Source organism: Clostridioides sp. ES-S-0049-02 (assembly GCF_020658465.1).
Lineage (GTDB): Bacteria > Bacillota > Clostridia > Peptostreptococcales > Peptostreptococcaceae > Clostridioides.
Genome location: NZ_JACVWG010000011.1, coordinates 1 through 16,665, shown reverse-complemented (window position 1 = coordinate 16,665; position 16,665 = coordinate 1). Strand labels below are relative to the sequence as shown.

Here is a 16,665-nt window from a genome sequence, read left to right as displayed (position 1 = left end):
TTAATAAAATTAGTGTAAATTAGTTTGTTTAAAGATTTACTGACTTATATAATTAGTAATGAATTTTGACTAAGAAGTAGATTTTTCTGTCTTTCTCATAAAGCAAACGGTAAGTATGAGTCCTATAAAGCATACTGATGCTGCAATCCAGTAAGATTGATTACTAGCCGCAACATAAGCTAGTGTATGACTTGTAGACTTTTGATGATATGTAAGTCTTTGTGCAAAGAAACTACTGAAAAAGGCTGTTCCAAGAGCAAATGACAAATTACGAACAGTTGCAAGAAAACTTCCCCCATATCCTTGTTTTTGAGGAGGAACGTCTGCCAAGATACTACTATTGTTTGGTGAACTAAAAGAACCTAATCCAAAGCCAAAAATAATTAAGCATAGAATCAAAAGATATAATGGAGAATCAGCTTTTAAAAGTGCCATTCCAACCAGAGCAATAGTCATAAATGAAAAAGATACAGTCAGAATATTTTTTGCACCATGTTTGTCAGAAAGAGAACCGGAAATAGGTGCTATAAGTACCATAATAAGTGGATGAACAGTCATGACAGAACCAGCCATCATAGGAGATAAATTTTTTAGTTGCTCTAGATAAAAAGGAAGTAGAAAAGATACTGCCATTTGAGGAAAATAACAAGCTATTCCAATAATATTGCCTATAGTGAAATTTCTATTTTTAAACAAAGGTAAATCAATAAAACTTTGTTCAAATTTTACTTCTCTTAATACCAACATTAAAAATGCTATAATTGCTACTATTCCTAGATACCATTTTGTATTTCCTTCTCCATTCATTGCAAGTAAGATAAGTGTGGTACAAGATGCAAATAATAGAAGTCCTGGAATATCGAAACTTTTGTTTTGTTCATCTAAAATAGGTTTTGGTAGAAATTTTATTCCAAGAAAAACTGCTATAATACCAATAGGTATATTGATTATGAAGATAGAAGGCCATCCAAAGTGCTCTAAAAGTATTCCACCAATTACAGGACCACTCATATTCCCTATCCCAACTACTGCTCCAGTAATTCCTATAGCCTTTCCCTTCTCATTTGCTGGAAATGCATTAGAAACTATACCAAGTCCAGTTGCCATTAAAATACTTGCTCCAATTGCTTGAAATATTCTTGATAAAATCAATGTTGTTAGGTTATTAGATATACTACATAGAAAGGAACCTATTGTAAATACAAAAAATCCTAACGTATATAGATAATTTGAACCCACCTTATCGCCAAGTTTCCCAAAAAACAACATAGTAGCTGTTACAACCAACATATAAGCTGTAACTACCCATTGGATTTGCGACATATTAATTTTAAAGTCGGCAGCAATTGTAGGATTTGCGATATTTAGTATACTTCCATCAAGAGTAGACATAAATACACCAATACAGATGATAATTAATACTATCCATTTTTGTTTCACTGATAACACCCCAATCTTTTACATAGTAGATTTTGTTTTATAAGTACAGTATAGTTACAAAATAAACAACAAAAAAGCACCTATGTTTTAGGTACCTTAGAATATGTTTATTTTCATGAATAAATGCGGTAGTTGAAGGATTTGTATAGATTACTCATGTAAAATTACATAAAGGTACTCGTATACTATTTTCTTCTACCATCCAGATTTTACTGTCGGCTTTGGAATTTGACCAAATTCTGCCATAAGGCTCGCGGGCTTTTACCGCCGATAGGGAATTTCACCCATTTCTGAAGAAAAACAGATGTATTTTTTAATTTTATTTTAACATAAAATAACAATCGAGACAATTAGATTTAAGCAATACAGACAGCTACACCACAATATAGAAGGTTTTATTATACTTTTGGACAAAACCTAAATTAGAGTATAATAATAGATTGAAATTAAGTAAAATAAGTTATTGTCATTGCTGAATGATAAGTTTTATATTTAGTAAAAGCATAAAGCTGTAACAAAACTCGTATAATATTAATATCTTAATTAAGAGGTATGGTAAATTATGAGGAGGCGCTAATATGGAAGGAAAGATAAAAAAGGCATTTCCAGGTGGAAACACATCACAAGGCTCATATTCTTTTTTTGACTATATAATTCCGGAAAATGTAAAAAGAGTTTTTTGTTTAAAGGGTGGACCTGGAGTAGGAAAATCCTCACTAATGAAAAAAATTTATAAAGAGTTTTTGCATAGAGGATATGATATTGAATTATATCATTGCCCTTCTGACCCAAGTTCGTTGGATGGTGTAGTTATAAAGAAACTAGGCGTGGTACTTATGGATGCAACTGCTCCACATACTGTAGACCCTAAACTCCCAGGTGCTTTGGACGAAATAATTAATTTAGGAGATTACTGGAATACAGAGGAGTTAGAAAAAAATAGACAAGAAATTTCAAACTATGATAAAGATATTAGTAATGCTTTTAAAAGAGCATTTAAATTTTTAAAATCAGCAGAGCCAATTTTTAGAGATATCGAGGAAAAATATTCTGACTGTATGGACTATGGAAAAGTAAATTTAGTTACAGAAGAATTCATAAAAAGATTATTTGATGGAGTAGATAGTACAGGAAAGTTAAAGAAAGAAAAGCATTTATTTGGCTCAGGGATAACTCCTGTAGGATGCTTAGATTATACAGAACATATTTTAAAGGATGTAGGGAAGGTTTATTATTTATCAGGGGAAATAGGCTCTGGGAAAACTACACTTTTGAGTAAAGTGTACAAAAAAGCAATTGAGAAAGGTTTGAATGTAGAAGTTTATCACTATCCGCTTATTCCTGAAAAAATTGAAACTATATTATTAACTGATTTAGATATAGGAATAACTATAAGCAGTACTTTTAAAGATGAAGATACAATTGATTTGAATCAATTTTTAAATAGAGAAAAATTACTTAAATACGAAGAAGATATTAAATTTGATGAGAAAGTTTTAGATGACTTAATTTGTTGGTCAATTTTAAATCTTAAGAGAGCTAAATCAAAACATGATATTATAGAAAGTTACTATAGTCCGAATATGAGATTTGATGAAGTAGGAAAATTGAGAGATGAATTAGTTAAGAGAATCTCAAAATATGAGGAAAATATATAAAGTATGTCTGTTTAAAATTAATATTAACTAGTATATATAATCAACAGCAAACTGCTATGGCTTTGAAGCTATGGCAGTCTGCTGTTTTTTGCTATAATTTAAACAGATAAATCTTTGCACAAAAAGACAAGAAAATTTAGAAAATTTATTATAAAATATGGGGGTACATATGAAATGGCTAGATGGATTACAACAATCTATTGATTATATTGAAGAAAATATTTTAGAAAAGTTAGATTATGAATATTTAGCAAGGTATACAAATATGTCAGTGTTTTATTATCAACGAATGTTTAGTGTATTAGTAGGTATATCTGTTGGTGAATATATTAGGAATAGACGATTAACACTAGCTGGGCTTGAATTAACTACTTCAAATAGTAAAATCATAGACATAGCTTTTAAATATGGTTACGAAACAGCAGAAAGCTTTACTAAAGCCTTTGTTAGATTTCATGGAATAACGCCATCTATTGCTAGAAAAGGAAATTCAAGCCTAAAATCATTTAGCAAGATAACATTAAAAATATCTTTAGATGGAGGAAATATTTTAGATTACAAAATTGTCGATGAGGGAGAATTTTCAGTAATTGCTTTAAAAAAACAATTTTCGAAAGATGAAGATGTATTTAGAAAACAAATACCAAGGTTTTGGCAAGACTTGTTTAAGAGTAGTTTGTATAGAGAACTAATTTCTTATGTAAAAGAAAACACTATTACAAAAGGTGGGATTTTAGGAATAGATGAAATGGCAGTTTCACAAAACAAACAATTATTTAATTATTATGCAGCTGTTGAGACAGATGAAAAACCTAAAAATGATAAATTTACCTTATTTAAAATACCTTCTCATAAGTGGGCTATTTTTAAGTGTACAGGTGCCATGCCAAATTCTATTCAAAACTTATGGGTAAAAATATATAGTGAGTTTTTCCAATGCTCTAGCTATGAACCAGTTGCTGATTTCAATTTTGAACTTTACCTTGAAGGAGATAGTAATAAAGATGATTATGTTAGTGAAATTTGGGTTCCAATAAAAAATAGGAGGAGTTTATGAAAAAATGTAGAGTATCTGAGATAACAGCTTATTTTAATGCAGATGTGGAAACAGTTTGGAATATAGTTACAGACAATCGTGATTATAAATGGAGAAGTGATATAAGTAAAATTGAAGTATTCGATGATGGAAGTACTTTTATTGAGTACAATAAGGATGGAAACAGTACAAAATTTACTGTTACAGAAAAAACTAAAAATAAGCTTTATAAATTTAACATGGAAAATAAATTTTTCTATGGTAATTGGCAAGGTGAATTTTTTGAAGAGAATGAAAAAACTAAAATAGTGTTTATAGAAAATATATATGTTAAAAATCCTATTATAAAAATTTTATCTTATCTCTTTATGAACTTAAAAAAAATACAAATGCAATATGTTGAAGACTTAAAAAGAAAATTAAATGAGATGTAAAATATTAATACTTTGTATACATATAGATTTATTATAATTAAATTATATTGGAGAAATATTTTAATTTATAAATAAAAAGGAAATGAACTAGTAAAAACTCATTTCCTTTTTCTATTTTAGATTTTAATAGATTTATATTTACAATTACATTTTCTAAAGCATTAATTTTATTATATTTAAAAATTGGAAATAGAAAAAACTATTTTTAAGGCGACTTAAGTTATTTTTTTCTTCTACAGCAAAATCCAATGTACCCATATATTCGATGTTAGTAGGGTAGGGGCATAAGTATAATGTATGATATTATATACTAAAGATGAATTTTAACATATAACTCTGATATAATAAGCATATGTAAATGTTTAATATTTAATTAAAGAAAATTATCATATAAAAATAAATTTGTAAGGAGTAATACAGTATGAAAAAACAATATGTGTTTATAATACTAGCAAGTACTATTTTAGGTATGCTTGTTGGAACCATATTTAGAGATTATAGCAATGAAGAAACAGTTTATACAAGTAAGGATAAGTCAATAAGAAAAGAAATAAGAATAACAAGAAAATCTATAAAAGAACTGGCAAAAGAGAAAGATAAATTAGATAAAGAAATTAATTCAATGAAGAAAAATCAAAAGAATTCTGATGAAATCTCTAAAATAGAAAGTCTTAGGGAGAGTCTTTCATATTCAGATGTAAATGGTAGCGGAATAGTATTAAGTATAGATGCCATAGATGAAAAAACAGGAAACATTGCCAATAGCATAGACTACAATAAAATCCTTGTGAAAGTCATAAATGAATTAAAAGCAAATGGAGGAAAATACATAGAAATAAATGGTCAAAGAATTAATCAGTACTCAGAAGTTGTACTTGCAGGTAGCCATATAAATATAAATGGAGTTCCAGTGGCACAACCCTATGAAATAAAATGTATTGGTGATAAAGATAAACTATCTAGTTACGTAGATAAAGGTAGTAAATATTTAGATAGTATACAAAGTACTTATCCAATGAAAGTTAGTATAAAAGCTGAAGAAAATATCTCTATGAAAAAACTAAAAATACCTAATAAATTAAAGTATATAAAGGGTGAGTAAGATTATATTAGAGGAAAGCAGTTTACCAATGTTAATACCAGAAAAACTTGCAAAAAAATATAATGTATTTCCAGTGGAATTTCAAGATGATAATCTAGTAGTAGAAATAGAAGATGAAGACATATATGCACTACAAGACTTGAGACTAGCAACAGGGAAAGAAATTATATTAAAAAAAGAAAGAAGAGAACTTATAAGTGAGAAGATAGAAAAATATTACAATAGCTTTGAACTTGATGAAAATTATGCAAAAAAATTATTTGAAAATCTTATAGAGAAAGCTATAAAAGAGAACGCAAGTGATATACATATAGAACCATTTAAAGAGCATTTGATAGTTAGAATGAGAGTTGATGGAGAGTTAAAAGAAATATCAAAATTTTTAATAGATGTTTATCCAGCATTAGCTACAGTTGTTAAATTAAAAGCTTCAATGGACATAACAGAAAAAAGACTTCCTCAAGATGGAAGAGTAGACATAAAGCTAGATGATAGCTTAATTGACATTAGAGTTTCATCAATCCCAACTGTATATGGTGAAAAAATTGTTTTGAGAATCCTTAATAGAGATACTTTTTTAAAAGATAAATCAGAACTTGGATTTTCAGAAGAAGCGATAAATTCTATAAATCGTATAATAAGTAAAAGAGCCGGAATATTATTAGTAACAGGGCCTACAGGGAGTGGAAAGACTACTACAGTATATTCCTTATTAAATGATTTAAGAGGGATAAACAAAAATATAATGACTATAGAAAATCCAGTAGAATACAAGATGGATGGAATAAGTCAAATACAAGTAAATTCAAAAGTAGGGTTGAGTTTTGACGTAGGTCTTAAAGCTATATTAAGACAAGACCCAGATATAATAATGGTTGGAGAAATCAGAGATGCAGAAACAGCTAAGATAGCAGTAAGAGCCGCTATAACAGGCCATTTAGTTATAAGCACTTTGCATACTAATGATGCAGTATCTTCTATAGCTAGACTATTGGAAATGCAAATCCCACCATATCTTTTAAATGCATCTCTTATAGGTGTAATATCTCAAAAACTAGTTAGAAAGGTTTGTAATCATTGTAGTCATGAGATTATGATAAAAGATGATTTTAGTGGAGATGTAAATACTAAAGTAGCTGTAGGCTGTGAAAAATGCAATGACAAAGGTTATTTTGGTAGAACAGCAATTTATGAAATTCTAGAAATCAATGATGATATAAAAACATGTATAAGGGATATGAAGGATTCTAGTATTGTTAAAGAAGTAGCACAAAAAAATGGAATGATAACATTTGAAGATAGCTGCCAAAGGCTAATAAATGAAAAAATAACAACATTAGAAGAATGTTTAGTAGTAAACGAAATAATTTAATTAAACAGTGTAATCAAACTTCATACAATCGATTTTAATAAAAATTCTCGATTGTAAATCATATCTAGATAAAATAAAATTAACATATTAAATTAGAAAATATCGAGATTATTTAATTGTAATTAATATAATTTGGAAGGAATTATAATACATGAAATTATCTAAAAATATATTTTATAATTTAGACAAGATTCATTTACTCTTAAACAAGATTCGTGATAAAGAGCTTAGAATAATTTGCAAAGAAATAGGTATTTTACTAGAATCTGGATGTGAAATTACAAAGATATTTCAAGTTATTGAAGGACAATCTAGTAAAAAAGTAAAAAGTTTGTTTAATACAGTATCAAATCATATTCAAAAGGGGAATTCCATAGCAGAATCATTTCAAATCACAGGAACATTTTCTAAATTTTTTATAAGTATGATAAAAGCGGGTGAAACCAGCGGAAACTTAGATATAATAATGAGCGATTTATCTAATTATTACGATAAAGAATATAAATTAAAAACAAAAATAATAACTATTTTAATCTATCCAATAATACTTATCATATTATCTGTAATATCAATAGTATTTATCTTTATATTTGTGATACCAAATTTTCAGGTGGTTTTTGCCAGTAATGGAATTGAACCACCTTTCATAACTAAGGTTTTAATAGGAATTTCTATAATAGTTACAAATCATCTAGGTTATTTAATATTTAGTCTTATATTGATTTCAATAGTAACTATTTATTTTTTTATAATAAATAATAAACTAAAGAAATTAATTAATTTATTTAAGTTCAAAATACCTTTTTTAAAAGGAGTTAATCAATTAATAGCTACAACTAGATTTTCAAGGGCATTATCTATTTTACTTAGTAGTGGGATACAAATAGTGGATGCAATAGAGATGTCAGCAAGTGTCATAGATAATGAATTCATTTATGAAAGACTAAAGATTTCTAATAATTATATAAAAAAAGGAAATAGTATAGGTAAGTCTTTGAATCTAGCAAATATATTTCCTAAGTTATTTGTTTCAATGGCAAATACAGGTGAAGAAAGTGGAAAACTCGATAAGAGTCTAGATGTAATAAACAGATTTTATGAAAATGAATTAAATAATAAAATAGAGCAGATAATGAAATTTGTAGAGCCTGTAATAATTGTATTCATGGGATTGATTGTTGGAGTTTTTGTTTTATCAATGGTTATTCCAATGTTTGATGCAATTACTAGTTTCTAATATAAAAATAAATTTTACTAAATAAAACTTTTAAAAAGGAGCGAAAATTTAATTGATAAATAAAAAACGAAAAGGATTTACACTTGTTGAGATGATTGTAGTAGTAACAATTTTAGGCGTCATATCTAGTATAGCATTAGTTAAATATGGTAAGGTCCAAGAAAGTGCTAAGATAAATGCTGATTATACAAACGCAGCTAATATAGTAACCGCAGCGAGTATGGCTATTAATGATGATGAAAATATAGTTGAATCTATAAGTGTAGAATCACTTAAAGAAAAAGGTTATCTAAGTACAGTTCCAGTTCCTCAAAGTACATCAGGTAAGTTTGAACTTGTTATAAGTGATAATGGTACAGATATAAGTGTAAATGTAAACTCAAAACAATTTTATCCGAGATAATATTTGTTTTTATACGTTTTTAGTGTCAAATTATAAAGATATTTTTAGTATTAAATTATAATGAATTGTAGATATATTAAGTTTAATTCAAAACATAATTAAATGATTTAAATAGGTATTGATTATTTAAAGTTAATATATGCATAAATAAAAGATTAAGTATTTATATAATTAAAATATGGCTATATAAATACTGTATAGGCTTTGTAAAAATCAAATATACTGTGTAAAATTTAAAAGCTATTATCACCTAAGGAGGAGATGGTTATAATTAAAAAATTTTTAACTTTAGAAATAAATGACGATTATATAAGGGTTGTACTTTTAAGAAAAAACTATAAAAAAATATTTATAGATAAATCTATTATAAAAGAAGTTAGCTTTAATATTAAAAGTGATATTGATGAGATTGAAAAAACTGGATATGTAGAAAATGTAGTAAAATTAGTAAAAGATGAAATAAATAATATAAAAAAATCATACAAAAATTTGTACTTTAATATTCAAACTCAAGACATAGTTATTAGAAATATTGAGATATTGAATACTAAGAAAAAAAGAGACATATTAAACATGATAGAATTTGAGATAACACAATATATTCCAATAAATATAAATAACTATTCAATAAAATATAAAATTATAAACTCTAGTAAGGATAAGTTAAATATACAAGTAATTCTTTTTCCTAAAAATATTATCAAAGTAATTAAAATCATTTCAGAAAGTCTAAATATGAACCCAAAAGCGATAAACATAAATTTTGATATACTACAAAAACTTATAAGTTTAAATTTAATAGATAATTTTATAGAAGATGGAGTGTTTATAGAATGCAAAAAAAATCAATTTATTATAAACATAACAAAAAATAAGAAAATAGAAGAAACATATCTGTTGTCAAAAGAAATAAAATCCTATGACTCAGTAAAAAAAATAATAAGTAGATTTAAATATGTTTATTATTATGGTATAGAAAATTGTTTTATAGAAGAGTATTTTAAAGATACAGAAAAAATTGCTGAAGTAAATCCATTGAGATTAAAAAAGAAAGTAAGGGTGGAAAATAATTTTGATAAGGGCTTAAGAGATACTAGTATAATTTATATAAGCAGTATAGGAATGATTATTTAAATGAAAGCTTATAAAACAATAAATTTTTTAAATGGATTTAAAGAAACTAAGCAATATAATAAAATCTATAAAATAACGATAATATCAATTTTAATATGTGTTTCATTAAAAATGTTTATGTATATGAAATCTATAAATGAATTAGAAAATTATATAAGTCACAATAAACCCATAAATGAGTCTAAATATACTGTACCAAATCTGGAAAAAACAAAAGAAAAGTTTTCTAGAATAAAGCTTGATGAAATTAAAAAAATATATGAAACAGTTGGAACAGATAACATTACTAAAATATCTATAGATAAAAACAAAATGGAGATGGAAGGAGTATGTGATAATCTAGATATTTTAGATAATTTAAAAAAAATAAATTACATAAAATATTACTATATAGACAGCATTATAAGAGATGGAGAATGTTATAAATTTAGAATAAAAAGTTAGACAGGTGATTAATTTTGAAATTAAATAAGAGAGAAAAAAATCTGATGAAAATATTGCTAATATTAATTATTGTATTAGTAGTTAATGTAATGTCCAGACCTCTAGAAGAGAACCTAACTAATTTGAAGAAAGAAAAACAAAATATAGTGAATGAAATAAAACGACAAGATAATTACAAAATTAAAGGTAATGGGTACAAAGATGATAGATATGTAAAAAATGTTGAATTAGATAGTAATACAAAATTAAAAAATAATTTTAATAACTCATTTTTAGATAAAAAAACAAATAAAGATATAGTATTATTAGTAGAAAATGAATTGAGAGATATTGTAAATGTGGAATACATCAATCAAGAAAGTAGCTTAGACAACTACAGTAAAAAACAAACTAATTTAGAAGTAAAAGTTAATGGAGAACTTGAAAATGTGTTGAAACTTGAAGGTGTAATGAAGAACTTAAGGTTACATAATAAAATTGAAAAAATAGAAATTAATAAATTAAAAACAAGTAATCTTGAGGCCAAAAACATTTCAAACGAATATAAACAAGAAAAAAACAATCTTGTAGAATGTAAAATGACAATTAGAGTCACATAACAAAAAAGAATAGATAAAGTAAAAAACTATTATCAGTTCATAAAACTTTATAGAAGAATTAGTTTTACGATAATCCATTTCTGTAAGAGGGATTGTTAATGATTTTATCGAAATCCTAATTAAAGTGAATATATTATACCAAAATATAAGTAAATTTGAGATAATATTTGCTTATACTATAGATTGATTGATAAAAAAATGGTATAATAACAAATTGTACTTTAATTTAATAATAAGGGAGTGGAAGTCATATTGTTAGGGAGAAATGAGCTATGCCCTTGTGGAAGTGGCAAAAAATACAAGAAATGTTGTTTAAATAAAGATATTGTTTCAGAAAGAGCAAGCAGAAAAACTGAACTTTCACAAAAGCAATATACAGATTTATATTCAAAATTATATGATTATTCAAGACAGGATAGATTCAAAGATGAATGTGAAAAAGCTAAAGAAATGTTTTATATAATGCAAAATGATACTGTAAATGAAAAGTTCGAAAGATTTTTTAATACGTATTTAATACAAGACCACATAATGGAAAATAAAAAGGTCATGACGGTTGGATTTCTTGAAGAGAATGGTGCAAACCTAAGTCAATCAGAAATTTCAATATTAAAAAGTTTGTTTGAATCCTATGTAAGCATTTACGAAGTAAAAGAAATTTCTACAGGAAAAATAGTTTTAAGAGATTGTTTAAGTGGGAAAGAACTTTACACAGAAGATGTAAAACTTCTAAGAAGCTTTAAAATCGGAAGCTGTATGATAGCTAGAATAATTGATGTTGAAGGAACTAATATATTAATAGATGTAACTATAAGTATATCAAATGAAGTTAAAGATATAATTTTAAATGATGTTATGAATTTATTTAATCAATATAAAGACCTATATAAAGATATGAAGACGTTCTTAATTTATCATACACATGTATTATATAAATATATACAACAGCTTTTAGACCCAAGTATAGCCGAATATTTAAAAAGAGAAAGAGATAAAAATGATAGTAAAAAAGTTAATTTAGAAGGTGAATTAGCTGAAGTAGAATGTAAAGTTTTAGATACTCTTAAAGAAAATGTGGAAAAAGAAAATATAGATGCATGTATAGAGTTCTGGAATGAATATAAGAAAAGTCATGAAAATATAAAAGGAGCTGAAAGTGGTTGGGCAGCTGCTGTTGAGTACTATGTTAAGAAAGAAGCAGGACAACCTATAACTCAAGTGCAAATATCAAAAAAATATGATATAAGCTCTAGTACATTAGGAAAAAGATACAAAGATTTAAAAATATCTTAATTAATTATAAAAAGCTTTAAGTCATAGATAAAGAATCTATAGTATAATATATGTATAATGTGTAGAAAGAGGTATTAATAATGAGTCTTAGTTTAGGAAATGCAATTGCTGTATCAACAAACTTTATAAAATCTAACCCAGCAGTACCTGTATACGATGGAGAAGAAATATATGCAGTTATTTATCATATAGAAATAGGATATAATAACGGTGTATCACCTGATACTAAACAATATATAATAATAGACTATAAAGAGTTCGATTTATCTATGGATAGAAAAAATGAACTAGTAGAAGTTGCTAAGGAGTACTGCAAATCTAAAAATATTGTAGAAAATGAAAATCTTGAAATAAATCTTTTGGATAATGAAGAAGCAGAAAACTTCTTAGAAAAGGTATTTAATAACATGAAAGTTATAAGAGGCCTTATAACTAAAAGAGGATAAGTTAATGGAGTTTATTGGTATAGAAAATATAACACCATATGAAAACATATATGAATTTAGTGTATATAAATACGATGATGAAATCACTTTAGGTAGTGAAGATTTATATATATGTGAATTAAGGGTTATATTAATTAAAGTTAATTCTTTATACGTTGAAAGATTGAATAAATCAGTTGAAGCAATGGTTTTAGTAAAAAATCTAAAAAAAGATTTGGATAAAGAACTTATTGTAGACAAAATAAAGAAATTTGTGCTAGACGAAATTTGGGTAGAAAATCTAGTAAAAGAGAATATAGAAGTTATATTTGTAGAAAGCTAGGAGTAACCCTAGCTTTTTTATATTATAATCTAAGAGAGGAAAACAATATGTTAAGGGTATCTAATATAAAACTTGGAATCGATAAAGATATATCTTTATTAAAAGATATTGTACTTAAGAAATTAAGAATAAAAGAAAAAAACTTAATAAAATATAGTATATATAAAGAATCTATAGATGCTAGAAAAAAAGGGAAGATGGAATTTGTTTATTCTGTAGATGTAGAAGTTAGAGATGAAAGTAAAATACTAAACTCAAAAATAAAAGATGTAACAAAAATAAAAGATATAAAATATGTGAATGTAGCTATGGGTCATAAAAAATTGAATAATAGACCTTTAGTAATTGGAAGTGGACCAGCTGGTCTATTTGCAGGGCTTATTTTGGCTCAAATGGGTTATGAACCAATTATACTTGAAAGAGGTCTTGATGTTGATAGTAGAACCAAGGATATAAGTAATTTTTGGACGACTAGAAAGTTTAAAAATAATTCAAATGTTCAATTTGGAGAAGGTGGAGCAGGAACTTTTTCAGATGGGAAACTCACAACTAGAATAAAAGATATACGATGTAGAAAAGTGCTAGAAGAATTAGTTCAGTTTGGAGCACCAGATGAAATATTATATTCACATAAGCCACATGTTGGTACAGATATATTAAAAAGTGTAGTTAAAAATATAAGAAATGAAATAATAAATCTAGGTGGACAAGTTAAATTTGATTCAAAAGTTACAGATATAGTTGTATTAAATAATTCTATACAATCTGTAATTGTAAATGATAGTGAAAAAATAGATACAGATGCAGTCATATTAGCTGTTGGGCATAGTGCAAGAGATACTTATGAGATGTTGCATTCAAGAGGTGTAAAAATAATTCAGAAACCATTTGCAATAGGAGCTAGAATTGAACATCCTCAAGACTTGATAAATAAAGCACAGTATAAGGAATTTTATAATCACCCTCGACTAGGAGCTGCTGATTATAGACTTATAGAACATGTCTCAAATGGAAGAACAGCATATACTTTTTGTATGTGTCCAGGAGGCAGTGTCATAGCATCTGCATCAAATGATTTTGAAATAGTTACAAATGGAATGAGTGAACATGCAAGAGATAAAACAAATGCTAATAGTGCATTTCTAGTAAATGTACTTCCAGAAGATTTTGATAGTGATAATCCACTAGCAGGGGTTCATTTTCAGCAAAAATATGAGAAATTAGCTTTTGAATTAGGTGGTAAAAATTACAATGCGCCAGTTCAACTTGTTGGAGATTTTATTAATAATAAGACTTCTGAAAATTTAGGAAGTGTTGAACCATCATACAAACCTGGATACAAGCTTACAAATTTGAATGAATGTTTGCCTAGTTTTGTGGTAGAAACTATGAGAGAAGCATTTATATCTCTTGATAAAAAATTAAATGGATTTGCAATGCATGATGCAGTTTTAACAGGTGTAGAAACTAGGTCATCATCACCAATAAGAATAGTAAGAGATGAAAACAGTTTGGAGTCAATAAGTATTAAAAATTTATATCCTTGTGGTGAAGGTGCTGGATATGCAGGTGGAATAGTCACAGCAGCAGTAGATGGTATAAAATGTTCAGAAAAAATAATACAAAAATATGCTAATAACACAAAAATTTAACAGAAACTTAATGAATTTTTAATATTTAACATGAATTTAACATTACTACTCCTATAATTTGATAAAATACAATAGGTTATAAAATTTTTAAATATAGTAATCTCTTTACAAGGAGGAAATAATTTGAACATTATAATAAGTCTAATGGGTGGATTAGGGCTGTTCTTATATGGTATGAACCTTATGGGAGAAGGTCTGCAAAAATCTGCTGGGACAAAATTAAAAAAGATAATAAAATTACTTACTAGTAATCTATTTATGGGAGTTTTAGTAGGTACAGGAGTTACAGCAGTAATACAAAGTTCAAGTGCTACTACTGTAATGGTTGTTGGTTTCGTAAATGCAGGCATAATGACTTTAAAACAAGCAATAGGGGTTATAATGGGTGCTAATATAGGTACTACTGTTACAGCCCAATTAGTATCTTTTGATTTAGCTGGAATGGCTCCAGTAGCATTAGGTATAGGTATTATACTTTATTTATTTGGAAATAAACCTAGAATAAAAAATATAGCCGAGATACTTATAGGTTTTGGGATATTATTTACAGGTATGGATTTTATGAAAATGGCAGTTGAACCATTAAAGGACTATCAAGGGTTCACGGATTTACTTGTTACATTTGGTAATTATCCGCTACTTGGACTATTATTAGGATTTGGTATTACAGCAATAATACAGAGTTCAAGTGCATCTATGGGTATGTTGGTTGCATTAGCAGCAGAAGGTTTAATACCACTAGCAGCAGCATTACCAATTCTTTATGGTCAAAACATTGGTACATGTGTAACTTCATTGCTATCAAGTATTGGTGCTAATAAAAATGCACGAAGAGCAGCTATGATGCATTTAATCTTCAATGTTTTGGGAACAGTAATATTCTTATTGTTGTTGAATAAACCAATTGTAAATTTAGTTACAAGTTGGGACCCAAGTAATGTTGCAAGACAAATAGCTAATACACACACATTGTTTAATATTATATCCGTCTTAATACTTCTACCATTTACAAAGGTTATCATAAAACTAGCCATTAAGCTTGTTCCTGATAAAGCTGGTGATGCAGATGAAGATGAAGCTAAGACTATTAAATATATAGATGATAGAATGATAGAAACTCCTTCCATAGCTCTTGCCAATACGATAAAAGAAGCACTTCGTATGGGAGAAAAAGCTAAGGAAAGCTTAAATGCATCTATGGAAGCGTTAGTAGAACATTCAACTGAAAAAATAGATAAGACATACAGACGTGAAAAACTAATAAATGATTTACAAAAAGCTATCTTAAATTACTTGCTTAAACTTTCAAAGGCGCCTTTAGATGATAATTCTAGAGAAGTTGTAGACACCTTATTTAATACAGTTAATGATATAGAAAGAATTGGTGACCATGCTAAAAATATAGCTGAATTATCTCAAGTTGCAATAGATTCAAATATTTCTTTCTCTGAAGAAGGACAAGCTGAACTTGATATTATGTACAATAAAGTTGTTTCAGCTTATACTTATGCTTTAGAGTCAATGAGAACTGATGATGTGGATTTAGCTTGTAAGGTTATAAAAATTGAAGAGCAAGTTGATATAATGGAGAAATCTTGTAGAGCTAATCATATGTATAGATTGAATAACAATTTATGTAGTATAGAAAATGGAGTTATTTATTTAGATGTAATAAGTAATCTAGAAAGAATATCTGACCACGCTGTTAATATAGCACAACAAGTTATAGCTAAGAGATTGGGAACTGATTAAAAATGGTAATTTAAAATAAAGTAAGAATTAAAATAGATAATGAACAAAAAAGAAGGAGTTGTCTTAAAATTGATTTTTTCTAATCAAATTTTAAGTTCAACTCCTTTAAAATTTAGGCTAATTATTCTTAATGAATCATCATAAAGAATAATTGTTTCAATGTCTAATGGCGATACCATTTGTTTATAACACTGTATATTTTATAATCAAAATGTTAAGCTATTTCTTTAATTTGTTTAAATGAATTTTCATTTCCATTTCCACCAATTTGTGTTACTGATTTAAATCTCATAGTTTTAAATAGTTCTTTTTGACTATAGTCTAGTAAATTTCCTACTAGT

The 16,665-nt window shown here is 26.9% G+C and carries 16 protein-coding genes and 1 riboswitch; of the genes, 15 read left to right on the top strand and 1 reads right to left on the bottom strand.

Translation table 11 applies throughout. The features are described from left to right. Positions 1-69: 69 nt before the first annotated feature. Positions 70-1,440, bottom strand: a complete 1,371-nt coding sequence (locus IC213_RS16880; protein ID WP_227835066.1) for an MFS transporter — start codon at positions 1,438-1,440, stop codon at positions 70-72. Positions 1,441-1,626: 186 nt separating this feature from the next. After that, a riboswitch (FMN riboswitch) is annotated at positions 1,627-1,742 on the bottom strand. Positions 1,743-2,018: 276 nt separating this feature from the next. On the opposite strand from IC213_RS16880, the gene IC213_RS16875 reads away from it, so the two are divergent. The 15 genes from IC213_RS16875 to IC213_RS16805 all read left to right on the top strand — a co-directional run bounded on the left by IC213_RS16875 (position 2,019) and on the right by IC213_RS16805 (position 16,324). Next, positions 2,019-3,098 (top strand): ATP-binding protein, encoded by a 1,080-nt coding sequence (locus IC213_RS16875; protein WP_227481844.1) that lies wholly within the window; start codon positions 2,019-2,021, stop codon positions 3,096-3,098. A 169-nt stretch (positions 3,099-3,267) separates the two neighbouring features. Beyond that, positions 3,268-4,155 carry an AraC family transcriptional regulator gene (locus IC213_RS16870; RefSeq protein ID WP_227481845.1) on the top strand — a complete coding sequence of 296 codons (888 nt, stop codon included), beginning with the start codon at positions 3,268-3,270 and terminating at the stop codon, positions 4,153-4,155. After that, on the top strand, positions 4,152-4,568 hold the full coding sequence (locus IC213_RS16865; protein WP_227481846.1) for an SRPBCC family protein: 417 nt from the start codon (positions 4,152-4,154) through the stop codon (positions 4,566-4,568). The genes IC213_RS16870 and IC213_RS16865 overlap by 4 nt, the downstream gene beginning before the upstream one ends. A 421-nt stretch (positions 4,569-4,989) precedes the next feature. Next, complete coding sequence (locus IC213_RS16860; RefSeq protein WP_227435794.1) at positions 4,990-5,670, top strand: DUF881 domain-containing protein; 681 nt, start codon at positions 4,990-4,992, stop codon at positions 5,668-5,670. Next, positions 5,663-7,042: a GspE/PulE family protein gene (locus tag IC213_RS16855; protein WP_227835067.1), complete on the top strand. Its 1,380-nt coding sequence runs from the start codon at positions 5,663-5,665 to the stop codon at positions 7,040-7,042. The genes IC213_RS16860 and IC213_RS16855 overlap by 8 nt, the downstream gene beginning before the upstream one ends. A gap of 151 nt (positions 7,043-7,193) precedes the next feature. Then, positions 7,194-8,279: a type II secretion system F family protein gene (locus IC213_RS16850; protein ID WP_227835068.1), complete on the top strand. Its 1,086-nt coding sequence runs from the start codon at positions 7,194-7,196 to the stop codon at positions 8,277-8,279. A 52-nt stretch (positions 8,280-8,331) separates the two neighbouring features. Beyond that, on the top strand, positions 8,332-8,682 hold the full coding sequence (locus IC213_RS16845; RefSeq protein ID WP_227863292.1) for a type II secretion system protein: 351 nt from the start codon (positions 8,332-8,334) through the stop codon (positions 8,680-8,682). 261 nt (positions 8,683-8,943) lie between these two features. After that, on the top strand, positions 8,944-9,816 hold the full coding sequence (locus tag IC213_RS16840; RefSeq protein WP_227835069.1) for a pilus assembly protein PilM: 873 nt from the start codon (positions 8,944-8,946) through the stop codon (positions 9,814-9,816). Further along, on the top strand, positions 9,817-10,260 hold the full coding sequence (locus IC213_RS16835) for a hypothetical protein (protein WP_227835070.1): 444 nt from the start codon (positions 9,817-9,819) through the stop codon (positions 10,258-10,260). 14 nt (positions 10,261-10,274) lie between these two features. After that, positions 10,275-10,859 carry a hypothetical protein gene (locus IC213_RS16830; protein ID WP_227481851.1) on the top strand — a complete coding sequence of 195 codons (585 nt, stop codon included), beginning with the start codon at positions 10,275-10,277 and terminating at the stop codon, positions 10,857-10,859. 252 nt (positions 10,860-11,111) lie between these two features. Beyond that, on the top strand, positions 11,112-12,152 hold the full coding sequence (locus tag IC213_RS16825) for a YecA family protein (protein WP_227481852.1): 1,041 nt from the start codon (positions 11,112-11,114) through the stop codon (positions 12,150-12,152). 80 nt (positions 12,153-12,232) lie between these two features. Continuing rightward, a complete protein-coding gene (locus IC213_RS16820) occupies positions 12,233-12,598 on the top strand; it encodes a hypothetical protein (protein WP_227435824.1) in 366 nt (121 codons plus the stop codon). Positions 12,599-12,602: 4 nt separating this feature from the next. Then, complete coding sequence (locus tag IC213_RS16815; RefSeq protein ID WP_227435827.1) at positions 12,603-12,920, top strand: hypothetical protein; 318 nt, start codon at positions 12,603-12,605, stop codon at positions 12,918-12,920. Positions 12,921-12,967: 47 nt separating this feature from the next. Further along, positions 12,968-14,572 carry an NAD(P)/FAD-dependent oxidoreductase gene (locus tag IC213_RS16810; RefSeq protein ID WP_227835072.1) on the top strand — a complete coding sequence of 535 codons (1,605 nt, stop codon included), beginning with the start codon at positions 12,968-12,970 and terminating at the stop codon, positions 14,570-14,572. A gap of 123 nt (positions 14,573-14,695) precedes the next feature. Then, a complete protein-coding gene (locus IC213_RS16805) occupies positions 14,696-16,324 on the top strand; it encodes a Na/Pi cotransporter family protein (protein ID WP_227435832.1) in 1,629 nt (542 codons plus the stop codon). Positions 16,325-16,665 lie beyond the last annotated feature (341 nt).

Coding starts and splice junctions, on each gene's coding strand:
- IC213_RS16850 (WP_227835068.1), top strand. CDS start 7,194: ATGAAATTATCTAAAAATATATTTTATAATTTAGACAAGATTCATTTA.
- IC213_RS16860 (WP_227435794.1), top strand. CDS start 4,990: ATGAAAAAACAATATGTGTTTATAATACTAGCAAGTACTATTTTAGGT.
- IC213_RS16840 (WP_227835069.1), top strand. CDS start 8,944: ATGGTTATAATTAAAAAATTTTTAACTTTAGAAATAAATGACGATTAT.
- IC213_RS16865 (WP_227481846.1), top strand. CDS start 4,152: ATGAAAAAATGTAGAGTATCTGAGATAACAGCTTATTTTAATGCAGAT.
- IC213_RS16820 (WP_227435824.1), top strand. CDS start 12,233: ATGAGTCTTAGTTTAGGAAATGCAATTGCTGTATCAACAAACTTTATA.
- IC213_RS16815 (WP_227435827.1), top strand. CDS start 12,603: ATGGAGTTTATTGGTATAGAAAATATAACACCATATGAAAACATATAT.
- IC213_RS16810 (WP_227835072.1), top strand. CDS start 12,968: ATGTTAAGGGTATCTAATATAAAACTTGGAATCGATAAAGATATATCT.
- IC213_RS16870 (WP_227481845.1), top strand. CDS start 3,268: ATGAAATGGCTAGATGGATTACAACAATCTATTGATTATATTGAAGAA.
- IC213_RS16875 (WP_227481844.1), top strand. CDS start 2,019: ATGGAAGGAAAGATAAAAAAGGCATTTCCAGGTGGAAACACATCACAA.
- IC213_RS16835 (WP_227835070.1), top strand. CDS start 9,817: ATGAAAGCTTATAAAACAATAAATTTTTTAAATGGATTTAAAGAAACT.